This window comes from Nocardia sp. NPDC059764, from assembly GCF_042732555.1.
Taxonomy (GTDB): domain Bacteria; phylum Actinomycetota; class Actinomycetes; order Mycobacteriales; family Mycobacteriaceae; genus Nocardia.
Genome location: NZ_JBHWHH010000138.1, coordinates 1 through 19,350, shown reverse-complemented (window position 1 = coordinate 19,350; position 19,350 = coordinate 1). Strand labels below are relative to the sequence as shown.

Sequence of the window (19,350 nt, the reverse complement as noted above, 5' to 3'; positions counted from 1 at the left end):
ACTTTCGTGTCACCCCTTCGAGTCCCCGCGCAGTGCCGACACGGAGATGACGACGAGCATGGCCGGTAGTAGGAAGAGTTGGAGAATCACCAGGTAGGTCCCCGAGTAATAGAAGAATGCGAGATAAACTCCATACCCGGCGCACAGGCTGCCGCAGGCCGCGTTGGCCAGCCGCCACCACCAGTCCAACCGCGGCGGGATCACCAGGATCCACAGAACGATCCCGCTCACCAGTAGTACTACGACGTACCACGAAAACAGCGGGTGCACACCGAAATCCAGATTCACGAGCTTCCTCCCCCGTCGAGTGGGCCCCATTGTCAACGCAAACCCCCAGGCGGGCAACGGAATAAGATCCCGACGAGCATCCGCCCGCTCCACGCACTTCCGATAGCGTCAGGTTCGATTCCGAATCCCTGAAGGGGGCCCGATGCGGCGCAAACTCGGAGACGCAGCCTGGATCCTCCTGGGCGCGGCCCTGGGCCTCCTGATCGCCCTGATCGCCGCCATCCTCGTCCTACGCGTCATGGCCGAGGGCTCAGCCGACATGAACGGCTTGGCCCCACCGAATCAGAATTCGATTTCGTCCCAGGCGATGTGGATGGGGAATGGGTGGTCGAAGGCGATGGCCGCCGACGTGCCGGAATCCCACTCGCCCGCGACGATGTAGTTGGCGGGCCGCAGCGACGTCACGCCTTCCGGCAGGCTGGCATGTCCGGTTTCCAGACCGTAGGCGCGAATTGTGGAGATCCGCCGCGGGTCTCGGCCGAGGATGACTTCCCAGTACCAGGGGATGCCCGCTCCCGCGTAACGCGCCTTCTTCGCCTCGATATCGCGTTCGGTGTTCGACGGTGACAGCACCTCACCGGCGATGAGCACGGCACTCGCGCGTATGTCCTGGTAGTCCTGCTCGGGGCACCGGTAGACGAGGAAATCCGGCGTGACGAAATCGGACTTCCCGGTCGCGCCGAAGAAGATGTTCGTCTCGGTCGAGGCCCGCCAGCAGTGCTGAGGCTGTGCCGCCATGGTTTCCCGGGCGCATCGTCGCAGCGCATTGCGCAGCTCCACCGAATAGTCCTGATGCTCGGCCGGGCCCCTGCGGACCCACACCACTCGGCCCGCCCACAGCTCGATCTGCCCGGCGATCTCATCGGGCAGCTTCTCGAGTTCCTCCCATGTCATGAACTGCGGAAGGTCGGGTCGCTCGACGGGCGGGGTCGGCATACCGGCCATGCTACCGAGACCCGGCCCCGATCCAACGCGTCGCTCGCCGCTTGTCATGAAACCCCCTGATGGCCACCGTCATACGAGAATTCGGTGCCGTGCGGGTCGCTGGATGGCCGCCTCGGTGCGGGTCAGCGCACCGAATCCGCCAGGGCTGCGCGGGTGGTGAGCCAGGTGCGGGAGCGGCGGAGGGCTCGGCGTTGGAGGGCGGTTTCCTGGAGGAGGGCGAGGGTGCTGCCGTTCGTCTCCTACACCGTGGTCGACGGCAATCTGGTCACCGCCCAGAATCCCGGGTCGGCGAAGGAGACGGCGAAGAAGGTCGCCGCCCTGCTCTGACCAGGTCGGAGTCGCAGCGAAAACCCTTTGACGCCCCGCCGCGGGCACTGTTACCTTCCCGGAGGCCGTGCCAGAGAGCGAGGAGGTGATACCCGTGAACGCAGTATCGACATGGGTGCTCCCCTCAGGAGTCATGGTCGGGCGATAAGCCGCCCGGGAGCGCCGTTTCTGTGCTCTCCCGAAAGGCAAGACCATGCAATTCATTTCAGAGAAGCGCCTCGACGATGACAGCATCCTCGAGCGTGAATTCACTCTCGGCGAGATCCCCGGCATCCTGTGGACGCCCACGACCGTCGCCGCACCGACGCCGCTGATCCTGATCGGGCATTCCGCCGCCGGGCTGCCGACGATGTACCCGAGACTGCTGGGCAGGGCCCGATCCGCCGTGGCGTCGGGCTACGCGGCGGCCGCCCTCGAACTCCCCGGCAGCGGAGTACGACCCCGTTCCGCAGGCGTCGATCAGGCCCGCGCCGATCTGCAGCGGGCGCTGCGGTCCGGTGAACCGGTCACCGACGACATCATCGACCGGCTGGTCCTTCCGCTGGTCGACCAGGCGGTCCCGGAATGGCAGGCCGCCCTGGACGCCCTCCTGGACCGGCCCGAGATCGGCGGCCCGGTCGGGTATTCGGGCGGGGTGATCTCCATCGGCACCCGCCTGGCGGTGGTCGAGCCGCGCATCGCGGCGGCGGTCCTGTTCGCGGGGAGTTTCGTGCCCCGGGCCATCATGGAGGAGGCTCGCCAGGTCACCATTCCGCTGCACGTCCTGTTGCAGTGGGACGACGAGGGGAACGACCGGCAGATGGCCCTTGACCTGTTCGACGCGTTCGGGTCGAAGGAGAAGACGCTGAACGCGAATATGGGCGGGCACACCGGTGTCCCGCAGCATGCGGGGGAAGCGGCGAACCGCTTCTTCGGCCGGCATCTGACGTAGCGGATGGTCGCCGGGCCGGCACCAGCTGTCGGCCCGGCGATGCCGTCAGGCGCGCCCGGATGTCCAGGGTCGCAACTTCTCCGGGTTCCGGATCACCCAGATGCGGGTGATCCGCCCGTCGGCGATGTCGAAGGCGTAGACCGAGACGACGGTGCCGTCGAGCTCGGCGACCAGACCGGGCTGTCCATTGACGGTGCGTTCGATCAGCGTCATCGGAAGCCCTCGTGCGGCGATCTCCATCCAGGCCCGTGCGATCCGCTCGCGCCCGATGATCGGCTCGAGGAAGGCGAGCGCGAGGCCGCCGCCGTCCGCGATGGCGGTCGCGCGCGGGTCGAGCAGCCCGATGAGCGCCTCGATGTCCCTTGTCTCCCAAGCCTTTTTGAAGTCCCGGACCACGTCGGCGCGTTCGCTGCCGGACGGTGCGCGGGAGGTGTCGATGCGGCGTCGGGCGCTGGAGGCGAGCTGGCGGCAGGCGGCGGGGGAGCGGCCCACGATGTCTCCGACTTCGGCGAACGAGTACCGGAACACGTCGTGCAGCACGAAGGCGACCCGTTCGGCGGGCGTCATGGAGTCCAGGACGACGAGGAACGCCATGCTGATCGACTCGTCGAGCGTGACCCGGTCGGCGGGATCGGCGGGGGCGAGCCCGTCCAACCAGTCGGTCCGGCCGGGGACCGGCTCCGGAATCCATTCGCCCACATACCGTTCCCGCCGGGCGCGCGCCGACCCGAGCAGGTCGAGGCAGATCCGGCTGGCGACGGTGGTCATCCACGCCCCGGGCGTCTCGATCTCCTGCCGCTGCGGTTCGGTGAGCGCGTACCAGCGCGCGTAGGTCTCCTGCACCACGTCCTCCGCCTCGGCCAGCGACCCGAGCAGCCGGTAGGCGAGGTTGATCAGCTGGCGGCGTTCGTTCATCACCGCGGGCAGCTGCGGGTCGGTCATGGTCGGCTCCTTCGGTCTGCGTGCCATTACCGATATCGACGATGTAGCGGCAAAGAATGTGAGCGACGGCCTGACATTCCGGACGGCTGCTTCGTCGGTAGGGCAAGCAACGTTCAGTAGAGCAGGAGTTCGGTCATGACCAGAATCGGCATCATCCTCGGCAGTACCCGGCCCAACCGCAAAGGCGCGCAGGTCGCCGACTGGGTCCTGGATCAGGCCTCGACGCGCGGCGACGCCGACTACGACCTGATCGATCTGCGCGACCACCCCCTCCCGCACTTCGACGAGCCCGTCCCTCCCATGTTCGGCCCGTCCGAGAACGAGTCGACCCGCGCGTGGTCCGAACGCATCGCCGCCTGCGACGGGTTCGTCATCGTGACCCCCGAGTACAACGGCGGATACCCCGGCGTCGTGAAGAACGCCCTGGACCATCTGTTCGCCGAATGGAACAACAAGGCGGTCGGATTCGTCTCGTACGGCGTCAACGGCGGCGCCCGCGCCGTGGTGCAACTGCGCGCCGTATGCAGTGCCCTCGGCCTGGCGGATGTCGGCTACCAGGTCGGTATCTCGATCCTCACCGACTTCGAGAACCACACCACTTTCGTCCCGACCGACGCCCACACCGCCGCCCTCGGCAAAACCCTCGACCAGCTCATCGCCTGGACCACCGCCCTCGCACCCCTGCGGTCCACCGAATCCACCCTCATCAACTCCTAGGAGCGAATCGTGAACGCAACCAACAACGTTCAATCCGGCCGCACCGCCTCCGAAGAGGCCGCGATCCGCGACCGAATCGACAGCGTGCTGAAGGCCCTGCGCGCCAGGGACCTCGAATCCATCCGCCACGCCTACACCCCCGACGTCATCTCCTTCGACGTCGAACCCCCACTCCAGCACGTCGGCATAGAAGCCAAACTCGCGAACTGGTCCAAGGTCTTCCAGTTCTTCGATTCCGTGACCTACGAACTCCGCGACCTGACCCTCACCATCGGAACCGACGTCGCCTACGGCCACGCCTTCGCCCGCCTCTCCGGCACAACCAATTCCGGCGACCGAATCCCCGGCATGTGGGTCCGCGTAACCTACGGCCTCCGCAAACTCGACAACACCTGGCTCATCGCCCACGACCAGGTCTCCGTCCCCTACGACGTCACCACCGGCACCAGCGCCATCGACCTCCAACCCGAGTGATTCCACCCCGCTGCGTATCCCGGCCACGACCTCCGGATGCGATGATGGCCGGGATCCGCGGCGCACCGATGAGTTTCGAGCGTGGAGGAGGTCTACTCGGCTATGAGGAAACTGATCTATGGCATCAGCGTGTCCCTGGACGGCTACATCAACGACCGCGACGGCCATATCGACTGGACCGACCCGGACGAGGAACTCCACCAGTTCCACAACGACCGATACCGCGACATCGACATCGCCCTGCACGGCCGCCGCCTCTACGAACTGATGGCGGACTTCTGGCCTCACGTCCCCGAGGACGAAGGCCCGATCATGCGTGAGTTCGGGGAGCTCTGGACCTCCAAGCCCAAGTACGTCTTCTCCCGAACCCTCACCGAGGTCGAGTGGAACAGCACCTTGATCAGTGAGAACGCGGTCGAGGTGGTCCGCAAGCTCAAATCCGAGGGCGACGGCGTCATGGAGGTCGGCGGCGCGAACCTGGCCGCCTCCCTCATCCCGCACGGCCTCATCGACGAATACCAACTGTTCGTCGCACCGATAATCCTCGGCGGCGGCACCCCGATGTTCCCGCCGCTCGACAAGCGCATCCCCCTCGGCTTGGTCGAGACCCGAAACTTCAACACCGTGCTGATGCAGCGCTACGTAGTCGGCGACCAGTAGGGAGTGCGATGCCGATCGATATCCGGGAGTTCATGCGCCGAAACCCGTACCCGGGGAGGGTGATCGGCTTCCGGTCCGAGGGCCGGGGGCGTCTGGAGGGGCTCGTCGTGCTGACCGGCCGCAGCCGGGCGTCGAAGGCTCGGGTGCTCGATCCCACCCGGGACGGCAATGTCGTCGTGCGGGCACGCTCCACGGAGGACGGGCCGCACGACGAGTTGCGGCATTACCCGGCGGTGATCGCCGACCACCACGGGATCGTCATCGCCAACGGCGACCATTCGGTCCCGCTGCACGGCGCACTCGCCGACGGCCGGCTCGACTCCCGAATCGCCGCGACCCGATACGAGCCGGACCCGCCGATCAACACGCCCCGGATATCGGTCGCACTCGAACTCCACACCCAGCGGATCATCGCGTCGATCAACGCGGCCGCCACCGGCGACCGTGACGCGCCGCCGGTGCGTGTTCGCCTCGACACTCAGGCGGGGGACGTGAACAACTGGATCATGTTCTCCACCTACCAGTCCGACGGCGTCACCATCGAGCCGAACCACCAGTTCACCCCGGTCGCGTTCACCACGGCCGATCCCGTCGCCGAGGCGTGGGATGCCGTCGACCCGCGCTATCGGGTCGCGGCGGCGGGGATCACCTTCGACAATGGTGCCGCGGTCGCGCGGGAGGTCAGCGGCCGCGTCGGCTGAGGACACCGGAGAGCCAGCCGACGGCGAAGGTGACCAGCAGGACCAGCCACATGGGGGAGCGAATGGTGAGCAGCAGGAATTCGATGTCGACGCGGTGACGGTTCTCGGCGATGAATATCAGGGCCAGGATGGCCAGGGCGATGGCGAACCATTGCTTCGCCGAAATGCGGGAAAGCATTGATGGTTTGGTGTTTTCGGCCATGACCAGGGCTCCTGGCGGGGTTGTCGCGCCTTCGGGCTCGCCCTCGCGCGAGTGGTCGGTAGGGGACAGCGGTGTGCAGTGGCGATCCTGCCGTCGGCAGGATCCAGGCAACTTTCAGCTATCGATTTGTTGATTCAGGGTAACTGCTCACGTCCGATTCACGCATGTATTTCCCGGATCGATACGACGGCTGATGGCCCCGACCTGCGCAGAATTCTTCCCGGGGCTTTGTCGGCGATCGTCCGCGGTGGACTATCCACGCGGTCCAGGTTGTGACGTCTATCCCGTTGTGCCGAACGGCATTTCATGGCGTGCGCCCGTCGAGTCGGCCCGGCCGATGCTGTGACCTGGGATATCGTGGAACGAATCCGCATTCGAGCTCATCCGTTCGACTTTCTCGATTGCGTGAAGTGGCATTTTATGTCTTGTCCGGCAACCCAATAGCGTCGGATTCATGCAGTGGAATCTTCAATCGGCCGAAGAACTCGCGGTTGCCTTGCGCGCCGGAGCGGTGACCTCGGTGGAACTGACCGACGAGGCGATCGCCCGGATCGAACGCGATGACAAGGCGATCAACGCGATCTGTGTACCCGACTTCGATCGTGCGCGGGCCGCCGCGCGCCACGCCGACAGGGCGCGCGCCCGCGGCGAGGACCGGCCGTTGCTCGGCATCCCGGTCACGGTCAAGGAGTCCTACGACATGGCCGGGCTGCCCACGACCTGGGGTATTGCGCAGCACGCGAACTATGTGCCAACCGAGGACGCGGTCCAGGTGTCGCGGTTGAAGGCTGCCGGCGCGGTGGTGCTCGGCAAGACGAATGTGCCGGTGATGCTGCGAGATATCCAGACCTTCAACGACATCTACGGCACCACCAACAATCCGTGGGATCATAGCCGCACGTCGGGCGGGTCGTCCGGCGGTTCGGCGGCTGCCCTGGCGTCCGGGTTCGGCGCACTGTCCATCGGCTCCGACCTCGCCGGTTCGCTGCGCACCCCCGCGCATTTCTGCGGCATCTACGCGCACAAGCCGTCGCTGGGGCTGGCGCCGACCCGCGGCATGGTGCCGCCGCCCACGCCGGCCCTGCCGATCGACCTCGACCTCGCCGTGGTCGGTCCGATGGCCCGCACCGCCCGCGACCTCACCCTCCTGCTCGACGTGATGGCCGGACCGGACCCGCTGACCCACGGCGTCGCCTACGACCTCGCCCTGCCGCCCGCACGCCACCGGCGGCTGGCCGACTTCCGTGTCCTGATCATCGAGGACCATCCGCTCATCCCGACCGGATCGGCGGTACGAGCGGGCGTCAACCGGGTAGCCGACGCCCTCGCCGACGCGGGCGCCCGCGTCGAACGGCACAGTCCGCTGCTGCCCGACCCGACCGAGGCGGCGACGGTCTACATGCAGTTGATGCTGTCGAACGCCGCCACGAGTCTCCCCGCTGACGTGTACGAACAGCTGCGGACCCGCGCCGCCGCCCTGAGCGTGGACGACCGGAGTCTCGACGCCGCGCGGGTGCGCGGCATGGTGCTCAGCCACCGCGACTGGGTCGAGACGAACAACCGCCGCGAACTCCACCGCCAGGGCTGGCGGCGGCTCTTTGCCGAGTTCGATGCCGTGGTGTGCCCGATCACGCCCACTCCCGCGTTCCCGCACGACCACAACGGCAGCCTGGAGAACCGGCACATCGACATCGACGGCGTCGAGTACCCGTACTTCGACCAGCTCGTCTGGGCCGGTATGGCCACCATGCCCGGGCTGCCCGCCACCGCCATACCGACGGGCCGGTCTCCCGAGGGCCTGCCGGTGGGAGTGCAGCTCATCGGCCCGATGTTCGAGGACCGCACCCCGCTGCGGCTGGCCGAACTGCTCGAGGAGAAGATCGGCGGCTTCCAGGCGCCGCACTGAGCGCCGAATCAAACCACGGCCGGAACACCGGCTGACGTCGAACGCGTTGTCGCCGAGCATGATTGTGAGGACCCCGGTCACGTTGAGGCGAGGGGCCGGGTGGAACGGGAGTCTGTGCGTTCCACCCGGCCGTCGAACCACGATGTCTGCCCGATAGTGGTCGAGTGGGCATCGTGTCCGGAGCTGTGCGGTAATCAGCTCCGGCAGGCGAGGTGAAACGGTCGCGACGGAGTAACCGAACCCGAGCGGTTCCGCGCTCCCCAATCAGCCCCACCTTCGTCGAACCATAGTCATCGACGAGATCCGAGCAGGTTGATTCCCTGATCGCTGACACGAATCGAGAGCGCGTCGGCACGATAAGTCATAGATAGCTACAAAGAAGCTGTGCCGGGCTCGGGGCGCATCCGCCATCCGCCGCAATGTGATTGTCGGTACCCGCCCCCACGCCGTCACCGTATGGACCGCGTTGGAGATCGGCGCACCGGCCAGAATCGCCCAGCGCACAACCACTCTGACCAGGCCGTGACGGACGCTGTCGGAGCGAGCCTGGCTGGTGTCGATACCAGCCAGGGCCGAAAGGGCTCTCAGCCATCCGATCGCACGGTGCTAGCGTTGGCGTCGAGGAGCGTGCTTGACCTGCATTCACTGTGTGAAACAAGACAGGCAAGGAGTGCTGTGGTGACTGACTCGAACGATCCGATGGCGACGGTGCGCCGCTACGTCGACGCGTTCAACAAGGGTGACGAGAAGGCGATGGTCGCGGCCTGCGCCGATCCGATGCAGATTCTGGACGGGATGTCGCCGCACGTGTGGCAGGGCCCGACAGCCGCGGCGGACTGGTGGCGGGACGCGCTCGCGGAAGGCGAGCACCTCGGTGTTTCCGACTACCACATCGAACTCGGTGAACCCCGTCATGTCGATGTCACCGACACCACCGGATACGTCGTCGTCCCGGTGACCTTCGGCTACAACGTTCGGGGCGAGCCGGTCACGCAAACCGGCGCTGTCTTCACCCTGGCATTGCGCAAGGTGGAAACCGACTGGCTCCTGACAGCCTGGGCCTGGGCCAAAGGCCAAGCACAACAACCCCACTGACGCTGCTCGGCGGGGATACCCCGGTCGGCTGGTCCGTGGCTGTCGGTGCGCATCCTTATGGTTGGGCGTATGACCGACATCGGGCCCCTAGCCGCCTCCACCCGGGCCACCTTCGGCTCCCCCGGTGTGCACGCGGTCGTTCGGCGGGGTCGCACCGTGCACGCAGTCAGCCTCGGCCAATGGGTCGCGGGGGAGGAAGTGCCGGAACTGTTGTGCCACACCGGGATCTCCGGGTGGGACCCCACCGCGTTGGAGCCGACTCGTGCGGACGTCACCTGCGCGCGGTGTCTGCGCCGCCTCGGCGGGATCGCTCCCTCGCGGCAGATCCCGTTGTTCGGCGAGGAGTCCTGGGGCGGGTAGTTCACCGCTCACGAGATGGGTCGCGGGTGCGGCGATGAATTTCGGGGGGACGCGGCGTCGAATCCTGTGGGTAGACCTAGAGACAGGAGTTCGGGATGACGAGGCCGTTTCGATTCGGGGTGGTGGCGCCGCTCAGGAGTGATGTCAAGGCTTGGCGGGAGCAGGCGAGGCGGGTCGCGGCGAATGGGTATTCGACGCTGCTGATGCCGGACTTTCCGCAGATGCAGCCGGCGCCCGCGCCGATGTTGGCGACGGTGGCGGCGGAGACCGATGTGCGGGTGGGGACCTGGGTATACGCATCGCCGTTGCGGCCCGCGTGGTTGACGGCGTGGGAGGCGCATTCGCTGTCGATCGTGACCGAGGGGCGGTTCGAGATGGGGATCGGCGTGGGGCGGCCGGGGATCGCGGAGGAGTTGGCGGGGAAGGGGGTCGACGGGGTGCCGCCACCCGGGCAGCGGCTGGGGGAGATGCGGGAGGCCGTGCGGATGCTGCGGGAACTGGATGGAACCGAGCGGCGCACGCCGGTGGCGATGGCCGTGTACGGGCCGAAGGCTCGGGCGCTGGCGGCGGAGATGGCGGACACGGTCACCTTCGCGCTGGGCGATCAGCCTCGCGCGGAGGTCGCGAAGCTGGCACAGGAGTTCCGCACCCCCGACGGACCCGAACTGGCGCTGGCCGTGCCGGTGGTCGGGGACACGGTCGCGCCGCATATGGCGCCGCCCTCCACCGACACCGCCGCGCTGCATGCGGCCGACGCGATGGCCGCGCTGCCGGATGATCCGGCCGCAGCGATCGACGAGATCCAGCGGCGGCGCGAGGAGATCGGGTTCTCCTACTTCGTGTTCGGCGCCCACGTCGCGGACAAGTTCGCTCCGGTCGTGGCCGCGCTGGCGGGGCGTTAGACGGGGCGCGGCCGATCCCCGGCGGGCCAGATGTTCCAGGCGGGGCCGCAGCCGCGCACCATCCGCTGGACGGCGGATTCATAGTGCCGCTTGGCATTACAGTCGTCGGCGCACGCCCGGTGGCGATCGAGCCCGGCCTTCGCCTCGACGAGAGTCGCCGGAGGGAGACGGGGTGCGCGGTGGCGGTCACCGGTCGCGCGGGACACGATTCGACTCCGTTCGGGTGGCGGGGAACTGAATGACTTTGGCGGACTGCCGCCGCTCGGACGCGACTCGGATGATCTGACTCGCCGCCATCTTCCGCTCACACAGCGCCGTGAGGCAGTCACGATGCAGGACAATCGATTCCATGGCTTCCGCGGAGTTCATCGTCGGCTCGTCGTCGCCGACGTCGCAGTCCTCCAATCGGTCGTAGGAGTCCACGGCGAATTCACCTCCCGCCGCGAGCGCATTCCTTTCCGCCCCCGGCGGTGACGGCCGCGAGGCCTATTTCCATACCGACCGGAATTTCTCAAATCCTCGATGAGGCAGAAGATGAGGACGATCGCTGCGGAGACGGTCAAGGACATCAAAACCCAAGCATCCCAAGGCATTACGGCTCCCAGTTGCTTCCGGTGAATGTTCGGTACGTCAAGGATGCACCCAAAATGATTGCGGCGATACGTGCATGGACAACGTTGCGCCGAATAAAATAGAAGTGCGATCCGCACGTGTGCGTAAGGAACATTCCCCAGATAGCGAGGCTAACAAAATGGCCGGTTTGACGGTCTCTCGCATGGATTTCGGCAATTTCATGAAGTCGGTGCGATCCAAGGCTCCTCGGACAGCCCTGTCGGCTGCGGCGGCACATCTCGAGGTCACCAGGTTCGTTCTGATGCGGATGGAGGAGGGCTCCCCGACAAAAATCACGAAGCCCCAGGTCAAGGATCTGCTCGAGTACTATCGGGCGGCACCGGCGGACCGGGCCGAGGCGCTCAGGCTGCTGGACGAGGTCCGCGCCCAGGACAGCGCCGCCAAAGCGCAAGGGAATTCGAAGGGCTTCTGGAAGGCCTACACCGATCAGGTGGCACCGAACTTCGAGAAGTTCCTCCGGCTCGAGGGCGTGGCGGATGTGGTCATCGTGCATCAGCCGGTGATCGTCCCGGGCATCTTGCAGTCACCCAACTATCGGCGGGCGATCATCCACATCACCGAACCCAGCCTGTCCGCGGTGGACACCGAACGGCGAATCGAACTGACCGCGAAACGGCAAGCCCGCTTGAATGAATCCGGATTCCGGTTGGAAGCGTTCATCTCCGAGGCGGTCCTGCGGAACCGGCCAGGATCTCCGGAGATCATGGTGGAGCAGATGCGTTGGCTCGCGGACGCCAGTACCCGTGACAACGTCGAGCTTCGATTGATTCCGTTCGCGGTCGGTCCGCACCCGGGGCTGATCATGCAGGCCTTCATGTTGCTCGAAATCCCCAAGGGCACAAGCGGTATGGCGTTGCCGCCGGTGGTATTCGCCGAAGGAGCCATTGGCAGCGTCTTCCACGAACACGACGAGGAGGTCAACGAATATCGGAGGGCGATCGACGGTCTGCGAGCGGTAGCGTTGTCGCCACATGACACCAGGGATCTGGTGGTCCGAACCGCAAAGGAGTACGCGGCATGAACAAGCCGGTCATGGGCGAATGGTACAAATCGAGCTTCTCCGATTCCGGCAAGCAGTGTGTCGAAGTTCGGCACGACGCAGCGGTCACGCTGGTGCGCGATACGAAGGACGGCGGCCTCGGGCCGATCCTGGAGTTTCCCGCGGCCGTGTGGTCCGACTTCATCGACAGCGGCATCTGGAGTCGCTGACAATCTCGGCGAACGGCGAAGCCCCCGTGCGGATTTCCCGACGGGGGCTTCGTGGCCTCGAGCTGACCTCCCACCAGGCGGTCAGGCGGATTCATCGAGCAGGTGTGCGTCGCCCGCCGACACCTCCGGCCCACCGTCACGGCTTCTCGGCGGGTACAGTCTCGTCCTGCTCGGCTGAGGTGGCCGTGTGTGCAGGCGTTGACGGGGGAAGTGTGCGGACGAAGTTGATCGGCGTGATCGTGGCTGGTCTCGCGGCCGGTGTGGTCAGTGGGTGCTCGGACTCGGACAGTTCGCCGACGGGAATGTTCGACCCGTGCAAGGAAATCCGGAAGAGCGCTCTTCGCAGCGCGGGATACGACCCGGAAACCAAGAAGGACGTACCGACGATCGGCGACTATTCGGTGAAGTGCCGCTTCACCTCGTTCAGCGGTCATGAGACCTTGTCTCTCGAACACCCCAGCGCAGCTGCTCCCATCCGAACCTATGAGGGATACCTGGCCTCAGCCCAGTCCGCGGTCCAGAGCCCGGGCGGGCAGGCGCCGACCGTCACCAAGATCAACGGCCGTGACGCGTTCTACGGGCCGCAAACCATACTGGGATGCACAGTCAGCCTCCGCACCGCCACCGGCGTCATGAGCATCGAGGTCTCATACGCCGACGGAAACACCTGCGTCAGCGCACAGAACGCCGCAACCATCCTCGAACCCGCCATCGGCGGCCGCTGACCTGCTGTTCGGCGCTTCGCCGCGGACATCATCGAACGCGGAATCCCCGCACTGTCGCTACCGGGTCGTGGCGATCGGTCGCGGTAACGTCGGGCCGACGACCATGAAGACTGATGTCGGCAACCTTCTCCCGTCGATCAGGAGCAGAGTATGGGTACGAGTGGGCACACCGGCGAGATCGACTTCTCCTTCACCATCGACCCCGGCCCGGAGCAGGTGACTCTCTCGCCGGGCGGGGCGTCGGCGCGCGTGGGTGTGCGGGTGACGCCCGTCGGACAGCCGGGGGCCGGGCAGGTCCGCGTCGTCGTCGGGGTCGACCCCGATTCGGGACTGACCTTCCCCCGCAACAGCCTGACGGTCGACAGCACCGACTATCCCGCGGGCGCGGACGCTCGCGACGATGTGCTGTCCTTCGACGCCGTCACCATCGACTCCGACGCGACGCCCGAACTGTCCGTCGAGGTGACGGCCGGCGAGCAGACACCGCCGGAACCCACCGCGGTCTTGTTCGCGGTGGGCTCGGCCTCCTGCTCGGTGCCCGTCATCATCGCGGGCGACGACTAGGTTCGGCTCAGTTGTAGGACTTGGCGACCCCGTCGAGGAGGTGTTCGAGGGTGTCGTAGTCGGGCGGACCGACCTGGTTCACCAGGTTCGGGTCGACCGGGACCTGGTGGGCGGCGGTGGCTTTCGTGAACAGGCTCACGTCGGTCGGCCGGAAGCCGTGGTCGGCGGCCAGGCGCTGCAGATCGGGGTCGGTGGTGAGGAGCTTACCGAGCCGGTCGCCCTTGTCGTTGAACGGGACGACGGTGTGCTGGGACATCACCGTGGGCTTGGGGTACATCAGCACCATGTCGGGCTTGAGCTGGTTGTGCACCGCGGCGTCGACGTACTGGGCCTCGTAGATCCAGGCCATCGGGACCGTACCCATGCCATTGGCCAGGTAGTCCTTGAACGGCCCGTCACTGGAGGACTCGGTGTAGCCCTGACGGGTGAACAGCCGCGAAACCCGGGACACCGCATAGTCTTCGGCCTTCGCGCCGCGCACGATGGTGTTGTCATTGGCCACGTAGGCGGTCACGGCCAGGTACATGGCGGCCGAGTTGGAGGTGCGCGGGTCGGTGGTGGAGACCAGCACGTTCTTGGGCACCGAGTAGGCCGTGTTGCCGTCCAGCTGCGTCCACTGCACCCCCTTCTCGGCCAGCGACAGGTACTTCTCGACGTCGAAAGTCGTTGTCGCGCCGGTCTGCACGATCCCGGCCTGGGTCAGCAGGTCCGCGATCGGCTTGAAGGTGGCGATGGCCATGGGGGAGGAGAACGGCACGTACTTGCCGCTCACCCCGCGCTGGCGCTGGATCCGCTCCGCCGCGGCCGAACTGGACGGAAACGCGAAGTCGTACTTGCCGAGATCCACCGAGGTCGCGATCTGCCGCGACCCCGCGGGCTCGACGTCGACCTCGAGTCCGTGCTTGCCCAGCGCGTCGACGACCTTCGGATCGTCGAAGAACGCCGACTTCTCCGACCCGACGACCCCGCGCACCGTGGTCAGCGCGGGCGCGGCCGTACCGCCGTCCGACGGCGAATCCGATTGCTGCACAGCCAGAATCACGCCGAGTGCGGTGACAGCGGCCACACCGGCTGCCGCGACACCCAGCACCCGCTTGTTCTCGACCAGCCGCGCCGGGACGAACCGGCCGGCGACGGCCGCGAACACACTCGTGGTGTCCGCGCCGTGGCCGTCGGGCGAATCGCTCTCGCCATTCGCCGCGACCGGCTCGGACTTGCTCGAGTCGACCTGGCCCGCGCTGTTCTTGGAACGTTTCGGATCCAGCTCCCGACGCGCAATCCGTTCGACGAGAATCGGAACGAAATCCCGCACCGCATGCCCCTCGAACCGCTTGCGCACCGCACCCACCACGGCCTCGACCCGCTCCGGCGGATGCGCCTCGCCATAGTCGTCGACCAGGCGATTCGTCATCTCGCGTAGGGCCTTCTCCTCCCGCGCAGCGTTCTCTCCCCGCGCAGCACCGACCGCCACGGTATCTCCCTCCGAGCTCGCACCGAATTTCGTTGCACGGCAGGAAAAATGCGAAAAGAGCCGCGCCGCACAGACCCTATCGATCCAGGGTTGTGCCCGGTGATCGAGAACGGAAACGGAAAGTGCGGAGGCGGCGAATTCCCGGTAACCCTGCGGACCGGTTTCCCGGTATCCGATCAGGCCTTACCGGGGAAGGGTGTGGTCACCGGGCTCGCGCCCAGGATGGACTGCCAAGTGGCAAGGCGCACAGCGCATTCGGTGAGCGCGTCGATTCCGGTGCGGCGCACGCCGGGATCGGTGGCGCGTTCCACCACCGCCCGCCAGGAGGCCGCGGCGTCGGATTCCACGGTCACCGCCAGGTGCGCCGCCGGGATCGGATCGTTCACCGGGAACGGCGCGGTGTAGGCGGCGGCCGGTTCGGGAACCGTCGCGCCGTCGGCCCGCAACGCGTCGATGGTGGCGTCGCGCCGGGCCCGGTGCGCGGCGGTGTACTCGGCCACCAGCTTGTCCCGGTCGTGGTTGGCGTAGGCGGCGATCACGCCGTAGGCGTAGACCGCCGCGTACTCGGCGCTCAGGGCATCGATGAGCGCCTGCTGATCGAGGGTGGTCATGCGAGAAGGACTCCTGCGTGGGTGCCGCAGCAGGCGCTGATCGAGGCCAGCAGCCCGGCGCGGAATCCGGAGAGGGCGATGGACAGGTCGGCGGCCGAACGCTGCGAGGCGCTCAGCTGGGTGCGCAGCGACGCCACCGACGTCGGGCGGATGGCGGCGATCGCGGTGGGCGGCGGGGTGCGGCGGCTGGGGGTGGTGCCGTCGCCGTAGACGCCGACGGCGCGGTCGATTTCGGTGCGCAGCGCCTGCGCGTGCGCGGTGCGCTGATCGGCGATGGTCTTCAGCGCGCCCGCCCGATCGGGGGTGGTCGCGATGGCCTCGGTGGCGGTGGCGGCATCGGTGAGCGCCGCGGTCTCCTGCGCCAGCAGCGGATCCGGCGCGGCAGGCTGCTCGTTCTTCGTGCACGCGGCCGACGCGCCCGCGGCGGCCGCCACCAGCAGGCCGCCCCCGGCCAGCCGCAGCACGGAGCGCCGATTCACCGCGGCATCGGACCGGGGCGAGGAAATCGGGGTGGGGGCGGAGCCGGTTCGGTCCGGCTGGACCGTGAGACCGACGACATCGGCCATGAGGCCGCTCTGACTGCTGGGCACGGGTACATGGTGCCAGCCGTCGCGGACAGCTTGCTGCGCGAGGGCGGTCGGATAGGCTGTGATCAGCGACGACGGGCAACCGTCGTGGGCGCGTCGCTCACGACGCGCCAGCGGCACCGCACGGCCGACCATGCCGAACTCAGGCGGGTCGGCTGGTCCTTTACACTCTTTCAGCGCGTTACGCTAGACCTTCGGCCCGGTATTTCGCCGAAGCAGACAACTCAACCCGTGACAACTGAACCAGGAGCCGCCCCATATGCCGATGCCGACCGAGGAAAGGGTGAGCCAGCTAGTTGCTGAGCTCGTCGAACGCCGAGGATTCGACCTCGAAGGCGTCGCGATCTCGGCTGCCGGTCCAGCGAGCAAGGTCAAGGTGACCGTCGACAGCGACGGATCCCCGGACCTGGACGCGGTCGCGGAACTGAGCTCGGAGATCTCGCAGACCCTCGACGACGCCGGTGACTTCGGCGAGACCCCGTATCTGCTGGAGATCACCACCCCCGGCATCGACCGGCCCCTCACCAGCCCGCGGCACTGGCAGCGCGCGCAGGGGCGCAAGGTCAAGATCACCCTGGCTCCCGGCGCCGAATCACCGGAGGAGAAGGGCAAATCCACGTTCGAGGCCAGGGTCGGCGTCCTCACCGACACCGACATCGCCCTGGTCCTCGGCGGCAAGCGGAAGCCACACCGGGTGACGGTGCCGCTCGCCGACATCCACTCGGCCGTCGTACAGGTGGAATTCAATCCGCCCGGCGTGGCCGAGCTGGAGCTCGCGGGGGGAGTAGCGCCGGGCCGTCCCCAGCCGGGCGCCCGGGAGGACAACGAAACCGAAACAACAGAATCCGATTCACTGACCGAAGGGATCGTGGAATGAACATCGAAATCGAAGCCCTGCGCGCGATTGTCGCCGACAAGGGGATCTCGATGGAGACGGTGATCTCCGCGATCGAGTCCGCGCTGCTCACCGCCTACCGGCACACCGAGGGCCACCAGCCCAACGCCCGCATCGACATCAACCAGAAGACCGGTGTCGTGCGCGTCATGGCCCGCGAGGTCGACGCCGACGGCAATGTCATCTCCGAATGGGACGACACCCCCGAGGGCTTCGGCCGCATCGCCGCCACCACCGCCCGCCAGGTGGTGCTGCAGCGGCTGCGCGACGCCGAGAACGAGAAATCCTTCGGCGAGTTCTCCGCCCACGAGGGCGACATCGTCGGCGGCGTGGTGCAGCGCGACGCGCGCATGAACGCCCGCGGCACCGTCGTGGTCCGCATCGGCTCGGAAGCCCATGGCGCCGAGGGTGTCATCCCGCCCGCCGAGCAGGTGCCGGGCGAGACCTACGAGCACGGCGACCGCATCAAGTGCTACGTGGTCGGCGTCTCCCGCGGCCCGCGCGGCCCGCAGATCACCCTCTCGCGCACCCACCCGAACCTGGTGCGCCGCCTGTTCGCGCTCGAGGTCCCCGAGATCGCCGACGGCTCGGTCGAGATCGTGGCCGTGGCCCGCGAGGCCGGGCACCGCTCCAAGATCGCGGTCCGATCGACCGTCCAGGGCGTCAACGCCAAGGGCGCGTGCATCGGCCCGATGGGTCAGCGTGTGCGCAATGTCATGAGCGAGCTGGCGGGCGAGAAGATCGACATCATCGACTACGCCGAGGACCCGGCCGCCTTCGTCGGGAATGCGCTGTCCCCGTCCAAGGTTGTGTCGGTGACGATCGTGGACCCCGACGCCCGCGCCGCGCGCGTGGTGGTCCCCGATTTCCAGCTCTCCCTCGCCATCGGCAAGGAGGGCCAGAACGCCCGCCTGGCGGCCCGCCTCACCGGCTGGCGGATCGACATCCGCTCGGACGCGGCGGCCGACCCGCAGGGCGGCGCGCGTCCCGCGGCGGCGACCGGCGGCTCCGACACGCACCGGAACTGAGGGTCGCGCACGGCCGGGATCGAGGCGCCACCGTGCTCGGTCACGGCCGCCCGGCACCGGGCTGATCTTGCTCGATGGGTCCGGCCCGGTCGGAAATGGATTTGTGAAACAGACCCCTGGGATGACAGCTTGGTAACTTCCAAGGGGTACGGATGCGGAGATCAGGACGTGAGAGCGGTAGAGTGGACGCAGGCTCAGCGCGAGTCTTCGACTTCTCCGCGCGCCGAGCGGGTGCCGGCACGATCAGCACCCGTCCGGACCTGCATCGGATGTCGCAGACGCGAGCTGGCTGTCGATCTGATGCGGGTCGTGGCGCAAGGGTCTGCCGAGAGTGGGCAAACCCTTGTGGTCGTTCCGGATCCGCGGCGCAGACTTCCCGGAAGGGGTGCTTGGTTGCACCCCTCTTCGGTTTGTCTGAGTCAAGCAGTTCGGCGTCGAGCAATCGGCAGAGCACTACGAGTGTCCGGACATCTGGATATCTCAGCCCTGGAGCATTACGTAGAGAACAGGCACGAGCACTCATGAGCACACCGTGAAGTCCCAGAAATGATCGGCCTTCGAAATTAGTCGAGGTCGTGCGGACGCCCCGTTGTAAGCGGGCTGTCACGCTCGGCCTCTGAGTGAGGAGAGCAGTGGCAGGCAAGGCCCGCGTGCACGAGTTGGCAAAAGAACTCGGTGTCACGAGCAAAGAACTACTCGCGCGGCTCAAGGAGCAGGGCGAGTTCGTGAAGTCGGCGAGCTCGACGGTGGAAGCACCTGTCGCGCGCCGGCTGCGGGAGTCGCTCGCACCCAAGAGCGCCCCCTCCGGTGCCGCCAAGCCGGCGGCGCCCAAGCCCAGTGGTGACAGCACCCCGCGTCCGGCCGCCAAGCCGGCCACCCCGGGTGCCGGTCCCCGTCCCGGCCCGCGTCCGACCCCGGCGGCTCCGGCCCCCGCGGCTCCGGCTCCGGCCCCCGCCGCACCGGTGGCTCCGGCCGCCCGTGCCGAATCGCCCGCGACCCCGGCCGCTCCCGCAGCGCGTCCGGCTCCGGGTAGGCCCGGAGAGGCGGCGGCCGTGAAGCCCGCCGCTCGCGAAAACGCTGCTCCGGCAGCCGCTTCCGCGTCTCCGGCTCCGTCCGCTCCGGCTCCGCAGGCCCCGCGTACCGACGCTCCGCGTCCGGGCGCTCCGGCCCCGCGTCC

At 67.4% G+C, this 19,350-nt stretch carries 25 protein-coding genes and 1 pseudogene; 18 read left to right on the top strand and 8 right to left on the bottom strand.

Features of this window, described 5'->3' with window-relative positions; translation table 11 throughout:
• Positions 1–9: 9 nt before the first annotated feature.
• Together ACFV4K_RS25980 and ACFV4K_RS25975 are read right to left on the bottom strand one after the other, a co-directional pair.
• Positions 10–288 (bottom strand): hypothetical protein, encoded by a 279-nt coding sequence (locus ACFV4K_RS25980; RefSeq protein ID WP_379278390.1) that lies wholly within the window; start codon positions 286–288, stop codon positions 10–12.
• 282 nt (positions 289–570) lie between these two features.
• Positions 571–1,224, bottom strand: a complete 654-nt coding sequence (locus ACFV4K_RS25975) for a Uma2 family endonuclease (protein ID WP_379278388.1) — start codon at positions 1,222–1,224, stop codon at positions 571–573.
• Between the two features lie 234 nt (positions 1,225–1,458).
• Here ACFV4K_RS25975 and ACFV4K_RS25970 point away from each other — a divergent pair.
• Together ACFV4K_RS25970 and ACFV4K_RS25965 are read left to right on the top strand one after the other, a co-directional pair.
• Positions 1,459–1,560 (top strand): annotated as a pseudogene (locus tag ACFV4K_RS25970) (type 1 glutamine amidotransferase domain-containing protein); the annotation flags it as partial.
• Positions 1,561–1,753: 193 nt separating this feature from the next.
• Positions 1,754–2,491 carry an alpha/beta hydrolase gene (locus ACFV4K_RS25965; protein WP_379278387.1) on the top strand — a complete coding sequence of 246 codons (738 nt, stop codon included), beginning with the start codon at positions 1,754–1,756 and terminating at the stop codon, positions 2,489–2,491.
• A 45-nt stretch (positions 2,492–2,536) separates the two neighbouring features.
• Here ACFV4K_RS25965 and sigJ read toward each other — a convergent pair whose 3' ends face one another.
• A complete protein-coding gene (sigJ, locus tag ACFV4K_RS25960; protein ID WP_379278385.1) occupies positions 2,537–3,433 on the bottom strand; it encodes an RNA polymerase sigma factor SigJ in 897 nt (298 codons plus the stop codon).
• Positions 3,434–3,568: 135 nt separating this feature from the next.
• On the opposite strand from sigJ, the gene ACFV4K_RS25955 reads away from it, so the two are divergent.
• The 4 genes from ACFV4K_RS25955 (at position 3,569) to ACFV4K_RS25940 (ending at position 5,985) form a co-directional block, all read left to right on the top strand.
• Positions 3,569–4,150: an NADPH-dependent FMN reductase gene (locus ACFV4K_RS25955; RefSeq protein WP_379278383.1), complete on the top strand. Its 582-nt coding sequence runs from the start codon at positions 3,569–3,571 to the stop codon at positions 4,148–4,150.
• 9 nt (positions 4,151–4,159) lie between these two features.
• Positions 4,160–4,624 carry a YybH family protein gene (locus tag ACFV4K_RS25950; protein WP_379278381.1) on the top strand — a complete coding sequence of 155 codons (465 nt, stop codon included), beginning with the start codon at positions 4,160–4,162 and terminating at the stop codon, positions 4,622–4,624.
• 102 nt (positions 4,625–4,726) lie between these two features.
• Complete coding sequence (locus ACFV4K_RS25945) at positions 4,727–5,284, top strand: dihydrofolate reductase family protein (RefSeq protein WP_379278380.1); 558 nt, start codon at positions 4,727–4,729, stop codon at positions 5,282–5,284.
• Between the two features lie 8 nt (positions 5,285–5,292).
• A complete protein-coding gene (locus ACFV4K_RS25940; RefSeq protein ID WP_379278379.1) occupies positions 5,293–5,985 on the top strand; it encodes an IMP cyclohydrolase in 693 nt (230 codons plus the stop codon).
• Here the strand turns inward: ACFV4K_RS25940 and ACFV4K_RS25935 are convergent.
• Positions 5,966–6,163: a hypothetical protein gene (locus ACFV4K_RS25935; protein WP_379278378.1), complete on the bottom strand. Its 198-nt coding sequence runs from the start codon at positions 6,161–6,163 to the stop codon at positions 5,966–5,968. The genes ACFV4K_RS25940 and ACFV4K_RS25935 overlap by 20 nt on opposite strands.
• Positions 6,164–6,641: 478 nt before the next feature.
• On the opposite strand from ACFV4K_RS25935, the gene ACFV4K_RS25930 reads away from it, so the two are divergent.
• The 4 genes from ACFV4K_RS25930 (at position 6,642) to ACFV4K_RS25915 (ending at position 10,450) form a co-directional block, all read left to right on the top strand.
• A complete protein-coding gene (locus ACFV4K_RS25930; protein WP_379278376.1) occupies positions 6,642–8,093 on the top strand; it encodes an amidase in 1,452 nt (483 codons plus the stop codon).
• 678 nt (positions 8,094–8,771) lie between these two features.
• Positions 8,772–9,188 (top strand): nuclear transport factor 2 family protein, encoded by a 417-nt coding sequence (locus tag ACFV4K_RS25925; RefSeq protein WP_379278375.1) that lies wholly within the window; start codon positions 8,772–8,774, stop codon positions 9,186–9,188.
• A 69-nt stretch (positions 9,189–9,257) separates the two neighbouring features.
• Positions 9,258–9,548, top strand: coding sequence for a hypothetical protein (locus ACFV4K_RS25920; RefSeq protein WP_379278373.1), 291 nt, complete (start codon positions 9,258–9,260; stop codon positions 9,546–9,548).
• A gap of 95 nt (positions 9,549–9,643) precedes the next feature.
• Entirely contained in the window at positions 9,644–10,450 is an 807-nt protein-coding gene (locus ACFV4K_RS25915; RefSeq protein WP_379278372.1) for an LLM class flavin-dependent oxidoreductase, read from the top strand.
• Between the two features lie 186 nt (positions 10,451–10,636).
• On the opposite strand, the gene ACFV4K_RS25910 is transcribed toward ACFV4K_RS25915, so the two are convergent.
• Positions 10,637–10,873, bottom strand: a complete 237-nt coding sequence (locus ACFV4K_RS25910; protein WP_379278371.1) for a hypothetical protein — start codon at positions 10,871–10,873, stop codon at positions 10,637–10,639.
• Positions 10,874–11,117: 244 nt separating this feature from the next.
• Here ACFV4K_RS25910 and ACFV4K_RS25905 point away from each other — a divergent pair, with 244 nt between their 5' ends.
• The 4 genes from ACFV4K_RS25905 to ACFV4K_RS25890 all read left to right on the top strand — a co-directional run bounded on the left by ACFV4K_RS25905 (position 11,118) and on the right by ACFV4K_RS25890 (position 13,581).
• Entirely contained in the window at positions 11,118–12,104 is a 987-nt protein-coding gene (locus ACFV4K_RS25905) for a DUF5753 domain-containing protein (protein WP_379278370.1), read from the top strand.
• On the top strand, positions 12,101–12,292 hold the full coding sequence (locus tag ACFV4K_RS25900) for a DUF397 domain-containing protein (protein ID WP_379278369.1): 192 nt from the start codon (positions 12,101–12,103) through the stop codon (positions 12,290–12,292). Before ACFV4K_RS25905 ends, ACFV4K_RS25900 begins: the two co-directional genes overlap by 4 nt.
• Positions 12,293–12,516: 224 nt before the next feature.
• The gene (locus ACFV4K_RS25895; protein ID WP_379278367.1) at positions 12,517–13,017 is read left to right on the top strand and encodes a hypothetical protein; all 501 of its coding nucleotides are present in this window, start codon (positions 12,517–12,519) and stop codon (positions 13,015–13,017) included.
• Between the two features lie 150 nt (positions 13,018–13,167).
• The gene (locus ACFV4K_RS25890; protein ID WP_379278366.1) at positions 13,168–13,581 is read left to right on the top strand and encodes a hypothetical protein; all 414 of its coding nucleotides are present in this window, start codon (positions 13,168–13,170) and stop codon (positions 13,579–13,581) included.
• Positions 13,582–13,588: 7 nt separating this feature from the next.
• On the opposite strand, the gene ACFV4K_RS25885 is transcribed toward ACFV4K_RS25890, so the two are convergent.
• The 3 genes from ACFV4K_RS25885 to ACFV4K_RS25875 form a co-directional block, all read right to left on the bottom strand.
• Entirely contained in the window at positions 13,589–15,052 is a 1,464-nt protein-coding gene (locus tag ACFV4K_RS25885) for a three-helix bundle dimerization domain-containing protein (protein ID WP_379278364.1), read from the bottom strand.
• Between the two features lie 176 nt (positions 15,053–15,228).
• Positions 15,229–15,663 carry a ferritin-like domain-containing protein gene (locus ACFV4K_RS25880; protein ID WP_379278363.1) on the bottom strand — a complete coding sequence of 145 codons (435 nt, stop codon included), beginning with the start codon at positions 15,661–15,663 and terminating at the stop codon, positions 15,229–15,231.
• Positions 15,660–16,253 carry a hypothetical protein gene (locus tag ACFV4K_RS25875; RefSeq protein WP_379278361.1) on the bottom strand — a complete coding sequence of 198 codons (594 nt, stop codon included), beginning with the start codon at positions 16,251–16,253 and terminating at the stop codon, positions 15,660–15,662. Before ACFV4K_RS25875 ends, ACFV4K_RS25880 begins: the two co-directional genes overlap by 4 nt.
• Positions 16,254–16,509: 256 nt before the next feature.
• On the opposite strand from ACFV4K_RS25875, the gene rimP reads away from it, so the two are divergent.
• From rimP to ACFV4K_RS25855, 4 genes are all read left to right on the top strand, one after another.
• Positions 16,510–17,127 carry a ribosome maturation factor RimP gene (rimP, locus tag ACFV4K_RS25870; RefSeq protein WP_379278359.1) on the top strand — a complete coding sequence of 206 codons (618 nt, stop codon included), beginning with the start codon at positions 16,510–16,512 and terminating at the stop codon, positions 17,125–17,127.
• Positions 17,124–18,173, top strand: a complete 1,050-nt coding sequence (nusA, locus tag ACFV4K_RS25865; protein ID WP_379278357.1) for a transcription termination factor NusA — start codon at positions 17,124–17,126, stop codon at positions 18,171–18,173. Before rimP ends, nusA begins: the two co-directional genes overlap by 4 nt.
• A 231-nt stretch (positions 18,174–18,404) precedes the next feature.
• Entirely contained in the window at positions 18,405–18,698 is a 294-nt protein-coding gene (locus ACFV4K_RS25860; RefSeq protein WP_379278391.1) for a YlxR family protein, read from the top strand.
• Positions 18,699–18,805: 107 nt separating this feature from the next.
• On the top strand, positions 18,806–19,350 hold a 545-nt coding region (locus ACFV4K_RS25855; protein ID WP_379278356.1), incomplete at its 3' end, for a translation initiation factor IF-2 N-terminal domain-containing protein.